The sequence below is a fragment of the Pseudomonas sp. C2B4 genome (genome assembly GCF_013359695.1).
GTDB lineage: Bacteria > Pseudomonadota > Gammaproteobacteria > Pseudomonadales > Pseudomonadaceae > Aquipseudomonas.
Genome location: NZ_JABFMU010000001.1, coordinates 302,275 through 315,160 on the forward strand (window position 1 = coordinate 302,275; position 12,886 = coordinate 315,160).

The following is a 12,886-nucleotide window of genomic DNA, read 5'->3' on the forward strand; positions in this document are numbered from 1 at the left end:
GATCATGACCGCACCTTCCATCACCCTTACCCGTCTGGACGTTCAGCGTCTGGAGCGTCTGATCGACAGCCTGGACGAAACGCTGCCGGGCGTCATCGCGCTGCAAACCGAACTGGACCGCGCCGATACGCTGGTCGGCCACGATGAAGTGCCCGCCGATGTCGTCACCATGAATTCCCGCGTGCATTGCCGTGAAGAGATCAGCGGCAAGGACTATCACCTGACCCTGGTTTACCCGAAGGATGCCAATGCCGACGAAGGCAAGATTTCCATCCTGGCACCCGTGGGCAGCGCATTGCTTGGCTTGAAGGTGGGTCAGCACATCGACTGGCCGGCACCGGGCGGCAAAACACTGAAGCTGACCCTGCTGGAAGTCGAATCCCAGCCGGCCAATGGCGGTGACTTCCCGGAGTGACGACCGCTCAGACCTGCTCGAGCGCCTCGTTCAATGCGTGCTCCAGGTCGGCCTTGTAGCGCAGATACAAATTGCTTGATCCCTGACCATCACCGAGCAGGCCCGACAGGTCCAGGTCGGTGATGTAGCAGCGATAGCGTTCGGTCTCGCGGCGCTGTTCGACGATTTCCCTGGCGACCACGCTGAACAGTTGGTCGCCATGCTCCAGTTCTGAAAACTCCCGCTGATTACAATACAACGTGACTTGCACCTTGCCCGGTGTGGCTTTGCCGACGATCGCCTGCACGTCATAGAAAGGTTTATTGACCGGGGTTTGCGGTGCCGGGCGGGCCTCGACCCGACGGGCCCGGCCTGTACCTGAAGGCAGGAGTTGGTAATACCGGGTGTCCAGGCTCCCGGGTTGACCCGCATCCATCGGTAGCAGGGCGTCGCGTCGGTATTGAATCGATTGCAGGAACCGTTGCAGCGGCACCAGCAGACTGTGTTCGTCATGCCACGGCAAACGCTGCTGCCACAGGGCATTGAACTCATCGAGTACATACAGATCGGCCTGGTCTTCGTTGATCCGGTAGAACACCTGCACGCAATCAGGTTGGCCCATGGGCAGCAGCAATGCGAGGTCGCTGTCATCCAGTGCCATCGGGTCAAGATGCAGCGGGCTGTAGCTGACCAGGTCCTCACTCAGGTAATCGACCAGCGCCGGCAATGTGGCCAGGGCGACATGATTGACCTGGCCGGGCACCAGTTCCAGCACGTGGTAATGCTGCTGGACCTGGATCAGGTAGCGGTGATTGAGTTTGCTCAGCAGCAGGGTCTGCGCGGTGTCGATGATCGCTTCGACGCGCTGGGCGATGAATTGCGCGCGGTTATGGCAGAAACAGCGTACGCGCAGCCGGGGTTGTCGCGGACCGTCCGGCAGGTCGTTGAGGTAATCGCGCAGGCAGTCGAGCAGGGCGTGGGGGCCATCGAAGCGATTGACCAGCACTTCGTTCCAGCTGTTGAGCGTGACTTGATCCAGGGTCAGCACCAGATTCTCCCGGACTCCGGCGTAACTCAGGGAGTCGGTGCGTTCGGTGGTCATCAGGATGTTCAAGTCACGGTGGTGCTTGAGCGGGTCGATGCCGACGTTCACCAGGATCAGCACTTCGCTGGGCACACTGGCCCGCAGCAAGGGTTCTTCGGCGACGGCCGGCAGGGGCAGGGGAATGCTCTGTTGCAGGCTGCCGAGCAGGTTGAACAGCTCGAATTCGCTCAAGTCGCTGCTGCCAGGGTGCAAGGCCAGACGGGTGCTGCTGTCGATCACGCCGTTGCGGTGGCACCAGGTGAGCAATTCGAGCAATTGGCGGCTGCGTTTGATCGGCGCGAAATGCTCCCACTCCAGAGCGGTCAGACTGCCGTTGTACAGGCCCCACTGAGATTGCCCAGGTTCCTTCCTGTTGGCCGCGTGCACCAGTGTCAGGGTGTCTTCGGCCAGGTCCGGGGCAATTCCCGGGTTGATGAATTCGACCTTGTCCGCCTTGCGCTCAAAGGCCGCGTACAGGCGTCGGCCCAGTACGCTGAGATCACGCTTGTTGATCAGGCTGACGGTCTGTTCGTTGCGGGCGAACTGGGTCAAAAAGCGGTAACTGTAATTCAGCTCGGTGACCAGCGCCCGGCGCTCGGAACTGACCTGGCGGACTTTCCACTGGCTGCGGCTGTCGAGCAGGGCCAGCTGGCGCTGGTCCCAATGCCATTCACGGGCCAGGCGCTCCAGTAAGGTACGCTGCCAGCTTTGGGTGCGGCTGTTGCCGGTGAGTTTGCGATTGACCTTCAGGTACAGCGCGCGCCTTACCAGCTCCAGCCGCTCCGGCTCGTTGCGGGCAATGAGGTATTCCTCGATGCGCCGGTACACCACTACGTATGGATCCAGCTCATCCAGGTCGAGCCGGTTGGCGAACACCGCTTGTTTGAAGCGCAGGCTCAGGCACTGGACCCTTGGGTGTTCACTGGCGTACACCTCGGTCAGCAACAGCTTGAGCACTGATTTGTAGGGCGACTCGATGCCCTTGAACAACTGCCACAATCCGGCGCCGATAAATTCCCCAGGCGGGATAAAAGCGAGGTTTCCCAGGTCCAGGGTTTCGTCGGCGCGAATGAAGCGCTTGGAAGTCAGCGTATGGGTGTATCGATCGTAGCTCGCTTCCTCGTAGACCGGCACCAGCCACCAGATCGGCGTGCGCCCGGCCAGCCAGATCGCGGTGCGGTAGAACTCGTCCAGCAGCAGGTAGTGCTGGGTGGTGCCGCAGTTTTCGGAGCTGAGTTGATTGTCGCGCTCGCCTCGCACGAAGCGGGCCGGGTCGATCAGGAAAAAGTGCGCCTCGGCGCCCTGGCTGGCAGCCCAGGCTTCGAGTAACTGACATTTTTTGCGCAGCTCAGTGAGTTCGTGTTCTTTCAAGTCGGAAGCATGGCACACCCACACATCCATATCGCTTTGATCGGCCTGGGCCAGGGTGCCGAGGCTGCCCATCAGGAACAGGCCATGAATCGGGCGGGGCGGATTGCTGCCGTGGCGTGGCTTGTAGGAAAACGAGCGGGTCAGGCGCTGGGCTTCGGCGAGGACGTTGGCGTCCGGTTCGAAATTCGACAGTCCGGCCGGCGTGCTGCCCGAGACATAACCTGGCAACAGCGGATGATTGACGTGGAAAAACAGCGGCAGGAGGTTGAGCACACCTTGCTGGCGGGGCGACAACCCCTCCATGGCCCGCGCCATCCGGCCTTCGTTGAGCTTTAGAAAACGCGCGCGCAGTTGGCTGAGAACCTTGCGGTCGATTCCCTCGTCCAGATCGGGGCGGATTTCATGGGTGCGGATCATGTCAGCTCAAACCGGCTCGCAGGGCTCGGACGTGGGGCTCTCAGGTGAGGGGAGTTTAGCGCCTCGGTCCCGGGACATTTAAGCTGAATTTGGTTTTCTGACGCCAGATTTATATCGCGGGGCGACGTCAGGCGGCAGGGAGTGCCCGCGGAAATCCCATGGCGGGGGTTTCCGTGGGCGATACGCTGGAATTCAGGCTGTTTCTTCGGCTTTCAGAATGGTGAGCACGGTTTGCACACTTTGCGCGGCATCACGTCCCAGACTGGTCAGATAACCACCATCGGGCTGGTCAATCAGTTCTTTTTCGTACAGGCGTTGGGCGGCGGCAATGGCTTTCGGGGCAGCGGTCTGATGAATTTTCAGGCCTTCCTGGGAACTGTCCAGGTTGAAGAGTGCGAGGATTTCCAGTTCGGCAACCAACTCAGGGGTAAGCGACATAAGGACTCCAGACTTTCTAGGAATTGGACGACAGCGCCCCTAAGGTGAACCCGCCGGTGCGGCATGTCCAGTGCTCGCAGCAGGCTTTTTTCTCTCTGTAGGAGCGAGCTCGCTCGCGATGGTCGCAAACGATGACGCTGGAGCCCTGACAGCCCGCGGCGGTCTCGGGTTTTTCGCGAGCTCGCTCCTACAGGGAAGGCGGGTTTATTTCTTTTCCGGTGGCAACTCTGGCAAGGCACGCAGCGCCGCTTCGTACCACTCAGTGTTGAATGCACGGTCCTCCTCGAGGATGGCGTCGATTTCTATCGCCAATACGTGGGCCATCAGGTTGAGGATTTCTTCCCGCTCGTAACCCACCAGTGTCAGCTTGTTGAAGGTTGCCTTGGCCGCTGGCGGGTTATCGCTTTCGATCTGGTTTTCGATGGCTTCGATCAGCGTGTTCTCGGCGAACTCTTCTTCGTCGATGTCGTCTTGGCTGGTGCCGGGGGTTGGCTCGCTCATGGCAGGCTCCTCTAGGAAAGGTGGCCAGTTTACCCGCATTCAGGGCTGTGATGCTGCTGGCGAGAACGTCCCTGGCGTTCTATAACAGGCACTGCCAACCCCTGCACGGCCTGGAGGCTATGTGATGCTCAAGCTTTATGGATTCTCCGTCAGCAACTACTACAACATGGTCAAGCTGGCGCTATTGGAAAAGGGACTGCCATTCGAAGAAGTACCGTTTTATGCCGGGCAGACACCTGAGGCGCTGGCCATCAGCCCCCGCGGCAAGGTGCCGGTGCTGGGTGCCGAACAGGGTTTCATCAATGAAACCAGTGTGATCCTCGAATACATCGAGCAAAGCCAGAAAGGCACGCCGCTGCTGCCGAGCGATCCCTTTGAACGGGCGCAGGTGCTGGCGTTGGCCAAGGAAATCGAGCTGTACATCGAACTGCCGGCTCGCGCCTGTTATCCGGAAGCGTTTTTCGGCATGAAGCTGCCCGAGGCCATCAAGGAAAAAACAAAAGCCGAGTTGCTGCTGGGGGTTGCATCCCTGGGCAGGCACGGCAAGTTCAGTCCCTATGTGGCAGGCAACAGCCTGAGCGTGGCGGATCTGTACTTCCTGTACAGCGTGCCGCTGGCCTGTGGAGTGGCAAAAAAGCTGTTTGATATCGATCTGCTGGCGGAGTTGCCGGCTGCCAAGGCGCTGCTGGAGCGTCTGGAGGACAATCCGAACGTTCAGCGGATTGCGGCGGATAAGGAAGCAGCGATGCCGGCGTTTATGGCGATGGTCGCGTCCAAGAAGTAGGTTTGTAGCGTTCTGCAGTCAGTCATCGTGAGCAGGCTCGCTCCCACAGGGTTTGATGTGTAAACACAACCCAATGTGGGAGCGAGCCTGCTCGCGAAGCTTTTAACGGCTGGCGAGCAGTGCCTGACCGCGAGCCACGGCAGCCTTGACCTGCGCTGGTGCCGTACCGCCAATGTGGTTGCGGGCGTTGACCGAACCTTCCAGGGTCAGCACGGCGAACACGTCCTGATCGATCTGGTCGCTGAACTTGCGCAGTTCTTCAAGGCTCATTTCCGCCAGATCCTTGCCGCTTTCCACGCCGTACTTCACGGCATGCCCAACGATTTCGTGGCAGTCACGGAATGGCAGGCCGCGACGCACCAGGTAGTCAGCCAGGTCGGTCGCGGTGGAGAAACCGCGCAGGGCCGCTTCGCGCATCATGGCATGCTTGGGTTTGATCGCCGGGATCATGTCGGCGAAGGCCCGCAGCGAGTCGCGCAGGGTGTCGGCGGCGTCGAACAGCGGTTCCTTGTCTTCCTGGTTGTCCTTGTTGTAGGCCAGGGGCTGGCCTTTCATCAGGGTCAGCAGGCCCATTAGCGCGCCGAATACACGACCGGTCTTGCCACGTACCAGCTCTGGCACGTCCGGGTTTTTCTTTTGCGGCATGATCGAACTGCCGGTGCAGAAACGGTCTGGCAGATCGATGAACTGGAACTGAGCGCTGGTCCACAGCACCAGCTCTTCGGAGAAGCGCGACAAGTGCATCATCGCGATGCTCGCGGCCGAGCAGAACTCGATGGCGAAGTCGCGATCGGACACGTTGTCCAGGGAGTTGCCGCCGACTGCGTCGAAGCCCAGCAGTTGGGCCGTGTATTCGCGGTCGATCGGGTAGGTGGTTCCGGCCAGCGCGGCGCTGCCCAGCGGCATGCGGTTGGTGCGCTTGCGGCAGTCGACCAGGCGCTCGTAGTCGCGGCTGAGCATTTCGAACCAGGCCAGCATGTGGTGCCCGAAGGTCACCGGCTGTGCGGTTTGCAGGTGGGTGAAGCCCGGCATGATGCTGCCCGCTTCACGCTCGGCCTGCTCCAGCAAACCTTTTTGCAGGCGGGTGATTTCGCTCAGGATCAGGTCGATCTCGTCGCGCAGCCACAGGCGGATGTCGGTGGCGACCTGGTCGTTGCGGCTGCGACCGGTGTGCAGCTTTTTACCGGTCACGCCGATGCGGTCGGTCAGGCGCGCCTCGATGTTCATGTGCACATCTTCCAGGTCGACGCGCCAATCGAACTGGCCGGCCTCGATTTCACCCTGGATGGTCTTCAGGCCATCGATGATGCTGTCGCGCTCGGCATCCGTCAGCACGCCGACCTTGGCCAGCATGGTGGCGTGGGCGATCGAGCCCATGATGTCGTGGCGATACAGGCGCTGGTCGAAGGTGACGGAGGCGGTGAAGCGGGCGACGAAGGCGTCGACGGGTTCACTGAAGCGGCCGCCCCAGGACTGATTGGTCTTGTCAGTGCTCATGAATTCGCTCGTATCGGCTGAAGAAAGTTGGCGTTGAAACTGCCGCGGATAATAACAGGGTTGCCAATCCTGTCGCTGACACTGGTCGACTGGTTTTTCAGAACGCAGGTCATGCCCGGGGCGGGTCCCGGGCAAATTGCACAACGATATTTTTCATTTGAGCAATATCGTCCCGGCAACCGTCTACAGTTGGACAGTAGGATCAGCGCACTTCTCGGTGTAGACGCTGACTATAAGGAGAGGGGGTGTTCATATTGCGTATCAGCAAACCCTGTGGCGATGTGTCGCCTACGCGGGCCTGGGCCGCCAATTACCCGTCGGATGAAAATTTTACCGCCGGACGAGCGGCACTTTTTGACGCTCGGGCTAGTCTTAGCGTGGATCGCGGTGACGGACGTCACTTCCCCTGTCTACGCTATCCTTGTGCGAGACTCACGCAGGAATCCAGCGCAATATGAATGTCCTGATCGTTGATGACGACCCCCTAGCCCGCGAGCGCCTGAGCCGAATGGTTGGTGAACTCGAGGGATACAGTGTCCTGGAGCCCAGCGCCACGAATGGCGATGAAGCGTTGGCACTGATCGACAGCCACAAGCCGGATATCGTGCTGCTCGATATCCGCATGCCAGGCCTCGATGGTCTGCAAGTGGCCGCGCGATTGTGCGAGCGTGAAACCCCGCCCGCCGTGGTGTTTTGCACAGGGCCCGATGAATTTGCCGTGGAAGCCTTACAGGCCAGCGCCGTAGGCTATCTGGTGAAGCCGGTGAGAACTGAACATCTACATGACGCATTAAAAAAAGCCGAACGCCCCAATCGTATTCAACTCTCGGCCCTGACCCGTCCGGCCGCAGAAAGCGGCAGTGGCCCTCGCAGCCATATCAGCGCGCGCACCCGTAAAGGGATCGAGCTGATTCCGCTGGATCAGGTGGTCTACTTTATCGCCGATCACAAATACGTGACCTTGCGCCACGAAGCCGGTGAAGTGCTGCTTGATGAGCCACTCAAGGCCCTTGAAGACGAATTTGGCGACCGTTTCGTGCGCATCCACCGCAATGCACTGGTCGCTCGCGAGCGTATCGAACGCTTGCAGCGAACGCCTCTGGGACATTTTCAGCTGTTCCTCAAAGGCCTGAATGGCGATGCATTGATCGTCAGCCGACGCCACGTGGCCGGCGTGCGGAAGATGATGCAGCAGCTTTGATACGTGGGTCGCAGGCGAATTTCACACCCGATTGCCGGACATCCGGGGCCAGGGAGGCCGAGTAGTTTCTGATACAAGTCAAAGTGGATTTGGCTGAGCTGTTATTATCCGTCATATCTATTCAGTACGGATTGATCCATGTCCTCTCGCCAGATCCGCATCGCCACCCGCAAAAGTGCTCTCGCCCTGTGGCAGGCCGAATACGTAAAAGCCCGCCTGGAGGAGGCCCATCCGGGCCTGCTCGTGACGTTGGTCCCGATGGTCAGTCGTGGCGACAAGCTGCTCGACTCGCCGTTGTCGAAAATCGGCGGCAAAGGCCTGTTCGTCAAGGAACTGGAAACCGCGCTGCTGGAAAACGAAGCCGACATCGCCGTGCACTCCATGAAAGATGTACCGATGGACTTCCCCGAAGGTCTCGGTCTGTTCTGTATCTGCGAGCGTGAAGACCCCCGTGATGCATTCGTCTCCAATACCTACGCCAGCCTTGAAGCGTTGCCGCCTGGCAGCATCGTTGGCACGTCGAGCCTGCGCCGCCAGGCCCAGTTGCTGACCCGTCGCCCGGACCTGGAAATCCGTTTCCTGCGCGGCAACGTCAACACTCGCCTGGCCAAGCTCGATGCCGGCGAATACGACGCCATTATCCTTGCGTCCGCCGGTTTGATCCGCCTTGGCTTTGAAGATCGCATCACGTCGGCCATCAGTGTCGACGACAGCCTGCCGGCGGGCGGTCAGGGTGCAGTGGGGATCGAGTGCCGCAGTGCCGACAGCGAAATTCATGCATTGCTGGCGCCGCTGCATCACCAGGACACCGCCACGCGCGTGACCGCCGAACGTGCCCTCAACAAACATCTGAATGGCGGCTGTCAGGTGCCGATCGCCTGCTACGCCGTGCTTGAAGGCGAGCAGCTCTGGTTGCGTGGCCTGGTGGGTGATCCGAGCGGCGGTCTGCTGCTCAGTGCCCAGGCGCGTGCGCCGCGTGGCGATGCCGAAGCCTTGGGTGTGCGAGTGGCCGAGGACCTTTTGAGCCAGGGCGCCGCCGACATTCTCAAAGCGGTCTATGGCGAGGCGGGTCACGAGTGACGGGCTGGCGTCTGCTGCTGACGCGTCCGGCGGATGAGTCGGCGGCGCTGAGTGGACTCTTGGCCGATCAGGGGATTTTCAGCAGTAGCTTGCCGCTTTTGGACATCGTGCCGATCCCTGTCTCTGACACAATCCGCGAGGCGATTCGGGAGCTGGATCGCTACTGCGCAGTGATCGTAGTCAGCAAGCCTGCGGCGCGGATCGGCGTCGAACTGCTCGAGCGGTTTTGCTCGCAAACACCGCGTGTGAAGTGGTTCAGCGTCGGCGCGGCGACGGCACGGATTCTCGAGGATCATGGCCTGGAGGTGAGCTTTCCGGAGGAAGGCGATGACAGCGAAGCCTTGCTCGAGCTGGCGAATTTGCGCGAGGCTATCGCCCGGCCCGATCCACGTGTGTTGATCCTGCGCGGGGAAGGCGGGCGCGAATTGCTGGCCGAGCGCTTGCGTGAGCGAGGTGCTAGTGTCGAGTATCTGGAGCTGTACCGCCGCGAGCTGCCGCAGTACCCACCGGCAGCACTGCCGGAACGGATCGAATCTGAACACCTGAATGCACTGGTGGTCAGCAGTGGACAGGGTTTTGAGCACCTGCATCAATTGGCTGGCGATGCCTGGCCGCGATTGGCGCGGATGCCGTTGTTTGTACCAAGCCCCAGGGTCGCCGAGCTGGCACATGCCGCCGGCGCCCTGACAGTTGTGGATTGTCGTGGCGCCAGTGCCGCGGCTTTGCTGACGGCGTTGCGGGAGCATCCCGTGCCCGTTCTCTAATGCAAAGGATGGATACGTGAGCGAAACAGCCTTGCCAAAAGATGACGTCCGGCCAGTGCTCGATGCACCAGTCGATGCTCCTGTTGATGAAATGCCGCCGCCACGTGATGCGGTGCAGCGCAGAGGCAATGGGCTGGCAATCGTCGCGCTGTTGCTGGGTGCTGCCGGTGTCGCGGTGGGCGGTTGGGGAGTCTGGCAGGTGCGTCACCTGCAGGCGACCAACCAACAGCAGCTGAGTCAGGTCCAGTCGCTGGTCGACGAAGCACAAAGCCTGAAGCTCAATGAGCAGCGCCTGAGCGCGCGTCTGGACCAACTGCCTGGCGCCGATGTGCTGGAGGAGCGCAGTCGTCTGGTCGTTCAGCTCCAAGGGGATCAGCAGCGTCTCAATCAGCGTCTGGAAACCGTCCTCGGCGCCAGCCGCAAGGATTGGCGACTGGCCGAGGCCGAGCACTTGTTGCGTCTGGCCAGCCTGCGCTTGTCGGCGTTGCAGGACATCAGCAGCGCCCAGGCCCTGGTTCAAGGTGCTGACGAAATTCTTCGTGAACAAAATGATCCTGGCGCCTTCGCCGCGCGCGAGCAGGTGGCCAAGACCCTGGCGGCCTTGCGCAGCACCGAGCAACCGGATCGCACCGGGCTGTTCCTGCGCCTGGGGGCGCTACGCGATCAGGTGGTCGGCCTCACCGAGTTGGCACCCGAGTACAAGGACCGGGGCGAATCCCTATTGGGCCTGACTGCCGACGGCGATGGCGCCAGTCGTTGGGCACAATGGTGGGACCAGATTTCGCGATACATCCGCATCGATTTCAACGCCGATAAAAATGTCCGTCCGTTGCTGGCCGGGCAGAGCCTGAGCCAGGTGCGCCTGGCGCTGAGCCTGGCACTGGAGCAGGCGCAATGGGCCGCGCTCAACGGCCAGGCAGCGGTTTACACCCAGGCGCTGGACGAGGCGCGTGACGTGCTCAAGGGCAACTTCAACCCGGACAACCCACAAAGCAAAGTGATGATTGAACAGGTGGCCGAACTGAGCAAGCAGCCTGTCACCGTGGTCACCCCCGACCTGACCGGTACCTTGAGCGCAGTTCAGGGGTATCTGGAGCGGCGTAATGTCAACGCCGAGGATTCGATCAAACCGTTGGCCAGGCCTGCCGCAAACAACGCGCAGGAGGCCACGCCATGAAGCGCCTGTATGTGATCGTGTTTCTGGCCATCGCCGCGGCGGCGGCGCTGGGGTTGGCGATTGCCGAGCATTCCGGTTACGTGCTGATTGCCTATAAGAGTTTTCGCTTCGAGTCGAGCCTGTGGGCGACGCTGGCGCTGGTTGCCGTGCTCTGGCTGGTGTTCTGGGGCATCAAGGCGTTGGTTGAGTTGGTGACCACTTCGGGCGGCGTGGTCAATCCCTGGTCACGGCGCAATCGCAGTCGCCGGGTGCAGGTAGCGATCGAACACGGTCAACTGGATTTGGCCGAGGGGCGCTGGGCCAGTGCGCAGCGTCACTTGCATCGGGCGGCGGAAGCCGAGCGCCAGCCCCTGCTGTACTACCTCGGCGCTGCCCGCGCCGCGAACGAACAAGGGCGTTACGAGGAGAGCGACAGCTTGCTGGAGCGGGCGCTGGAGCGTCAGCCCCAGGCCGAACTGGCCATTGCCCTGAACCACGCGCAACTGCAGACCGATCGCGGTGACACGGAAGGCGCCCTGGCGACCCTGCAAGCGATGCACGAGCGCCACCCGCATAACGCGCAGACCCTTCGCCAGCTGCAGCGCCTGCATCAGCAGCGAGGCGACTGGTCGGCGGTGATTCGTCTGCTGCCGGAACTGCGCAAGGACAAAGTCTTGCCAGCGGCTGAACTGGCCGAATTGGAGCGCCGTGCCTGGGGCAAGAATCTGTCCCTGGCGGCGCATCAGGAAGAGGATGGGACCGTCGGCTTGCAATCGCTCAATCGCGCCTGGCAGCAGCTGACCTCAGCTCAGCGCCAGGAGCCGCAACTGGTGCTGGCCTATGCCGAGCAGTTGCGTCAACTCGGCGCGCAGGCCGAGGCGGAAGAGGTCTTGCGTACCGCGCTCAAGCGCAACTATGACAGTCACCTGGCGCGCCTCTACGGGTTGGTTCGCGGCAGCGACCCGGCGCGTCAGTTGCAACTCGCCGAAGGCTGGCTCAAGGATCATCCCGCCGACCCAAGCCTGTTGCTGACATTGGGACGACTGTGTCTGCAAAGCAGCTTGTGGGGCAAGGCCCGGGACTATCTGGAAAACAGTCTGCGCGTGCAGCGCAACCCGGAAGCCTGTGCCGAACTGGCGCGGCTGTTGGCGCAAATGGGCGACACCGAGCGGAGCAATCAGCTGTTCCAGGAAGGCCTGGGCTTGCTCGATGAGCGTTTGCTGGCGGCGCCGTTGCCGGTGCCGGCTCGCGCGTGATGAACAGGTGATGGGGCGCTCGAATGGGCGACCCCGCTGCCTTGGGATTGTCGAAATTTTACTTTTGCGCTGCGTCTTCAGCAGAGTCCTACAGAGGACTACACCTAATCCTCAAGACCTTGTCGGGAATTCCCTACACTCCCGCTGAAGTATCCCTACCAGCCTGCCTTGATACGCCGGAGCGCTTTCCTCTACCGTACCCGTCCGTCCTTACTGTTACGGAAAAGCCATGTCATTGGCCTGCACACGCTCCTTGTTTTTCACGGCTTTTGTTGCGGGCGCCCTGGTGTTGGGCGTGTCCTACTATCTGGAATATTCCGTCGGCCTCAAGCCTTGTGGCTTGTGCCTCTTGCAGCGGTTTTGCCTGGCGCTGCTGACGGGTGTCTGCCTCGCCGCCGCCCTGCACGGGCCTGGTCGTTTGGGTTCTTTCGTGTACTGGCTGCTCGGACTGTTCTGTAGTTTGGCCGGGACAGCCACGGCATGGCGACAGGTGCTATTGCAGAGTGATCCGGTGCATCTGTCGACCTGCGTTCCCAATCTCACTGAGTTGTTCGCCAGCTCGCCCTTGATTGGTGGTGTACAGCAGATCTTCGAAGGTGCCTTCGATTGCACGCAGATCTCCTGGACGCTGTTCGATCTGAGCATCCCTGAGTGGAGTTTGCTGTTCTTTGCCGCGATGTCGACCCTGGGTATTTATCAGCTGTTGCGCCTTGTCCGGATCGGCAGGCAACGACCGCTCGGCGGCGAGTTGTCGCACCCGGCCCTGTCGAGTGATTAAACACTTGTATGAACTTTATCGCCTGCGTACCTTGAAGCCACAGTCGTGCGGGCATAATCTGGCCCGCACGTGTCATTGGAATTTTGTTGCTCGATGACGCTCTGCCCGACCGCCCATTACAAGAGGCGAACGGGCATAGAGCAGCTGACCCACAAGGGAAGAGAG

The 12,886-nt window shown here is 61.0% G+C and carries 12 protein-coding genes; 8 read left to right on the plus strand and 4 right to left on the minus strand.

Going from position 1 to position 12,886, the window contains the following annotated elements:
- Positions 1-4: 4 nt before the first annotated feature.
- Positions 5-415, plus strand: coding sequence for a nucleoside diphosphate kinase regulator (rnk, locus tag HNQ83_RS01415; protein WP_095196229.1), 411 nt, complete (start codon positions 5-7; stop codon positions 413-415).
- 7 nt (positions 416-422) lie between these two features.
- On the opposite strand, the gene HNQ83_RS01420 is transcribed toward rnk, so the two are convergent.
- The 3 genes from HNQ83_RS01420 to HNQ83_RS01430 all read right to left on the minus strand — a co-directional run bounded on the left by HNQ83_RS01420 (position 423) and on the right by HNQ83_RS01430 (position 4,205).
- Positions 423-3,266, minus strand: a complete 2,844-nt coding sequence (locus tag HNQ83_RS01420) for a class I adenylate cyclase (protein ID WP_175387320.1) — start codon at positions 3,264-3,266, stop codon at positions 423-425.
- Between the two features lie 192 nt (positions 3,267-3,458).
- Positions 3,459-3,704 (minus strand): TIGR02647 family protein, encoded by a 246-nt coding sequence (locus HNQ83_RS01425; RefSeq protein ID WP_095196231.1) that lies wholly within the window; start codon positions 3,702-3,704, stop codon positions 3,459-3,461.
- Between the two features lie 204 nt (positions 3,705-3,908).
- Positions 3,909-4,205 carry a hypothetical protein gene (locus HNQ83_RS01430; RefSeq protein WP_175387321.1) on the minus strand — a complete coding sequence of 99 codons (297 nt, stop codon included), beginning with the start codon at positions 4,203-4,205 and terminating at the stop codon, positions 3,909-3,911.
- Positions 4,206-4,329: 124 nt separating this feature from the next.
- On the opposite strand from HNQ83_RS01430, the gene HNQ83_RS01435 reads away from it, so the two are divergent.
- The gene (locus tag HNQ83_RS01435) at positions 4,330-4,989 is read left to right on the plus strand and encodes a glutathione S-transferase family protein (RefSeq protein ID WP_175387322.1); all 660 of its coding nucleotides are present in this window, start codon (positions 4,330-4,332) and stop codon (positions 4,987-4,989) included.
- A gap of 102 nt (positions 4,990-5,091) precedes the next feature.
- Here the strand turns inward: HNQ83_RS01435 and argH are convergent, their stop codons facing one another.
- Entirely contained in the window at positions 5,092-6,486 is a 1,395-nt protein-coding gene (gene argH, locus HNQ83_RS01440; protein ID WP_175387323.1) for an argininosuccinate lyase, read from the minus strand.
- Positions 6,487-6,940: 454 nt separating this feature from the next.
- Here argH and HNQ83_RS01445 point away from each other — a divergent pair, with 454 nt between their 5' ends.
- The 6 genes from HNQ83_RS01445 (at position 6,941) to HNQ83_RS01470 (ending at position 12,721) form a co-directional block, all read left to right on the plus strand.
- Entirely contained in the window at positions 6,941-7,687 is a 747-nt protein-coding gene (locus tag HNQ83_RS01445; protein WP_175387324.1) for a LytTR family DNA-binding domain-containing protein, read from the plus strand.
- A 138-nt stretch (positions 7,688-7,825) separates the two neighbouring features.
- Complete coding sequence (gene hemC, locus HNQ83_RS01450; RefSeq protein WP_175387325.1) at positions 7,826-8,767, plus strand: hydroxymethylbilane synthase; 942 nt, start codon at positions 7,826-7,828, stop codon at positions 8,765-8,767.
- A complete protein-coding gene (locus HNQ83_RS01455) occupies positions 8,764-9,531 on the plus strand; it encodes a uroporphyrinogen-III synthase (RefSeq protein WP_175387326.1) in 768 nt (255 codons plus the stop codon). The genes hemC and HNQ83_RS01455 overlap by 4 nt, the downstream gene beginning before the upstream one ends.
- Positions 9,532-9,547: 16 nt before the next feature.
- Positions 9,548-10,708, plus strand: a complete 1,161-nt coding sequence (locus tag HNQ83_RS01460) for a uroporphyrinogen-III C-methyltransferase (RefSeq protein WP_175387327.1) — start codon at positions 9,548-9,550, stop codon at positions 10,706-10,708.
- Positions 10,705-11,943 (plus strand): heme biosynthesis protein HemY, encoded by a 1,239-nt coding sequence (locus HNQ83_RS01465; RefSeq protein WP_175387328.1) that lies wholly within the window; start codon positions 10,705-10,707, stop codon positions 11,941-11,943. Before HNQ83_RS01460 ends, HNQ83_RS01465 begins: the two co-directional genes overlap by 4 nt.
- Before the next feature lie 229 nt (positions 11,944-12,172).
- Positions 12,173-12,721: a disulfide bond formation protein B gene (locus HNQ83_RS01470; RefSeq protein WP_175387329.1), complete on the plus strand. Its 549-nt coding sequence runs from the start codon at positions 12,173-12,175 to the stop codon at positions 12,719-12,721.
- The last annotated feature ends 165 nt before the right edge of the window (positions 12,722-12,886 follow it).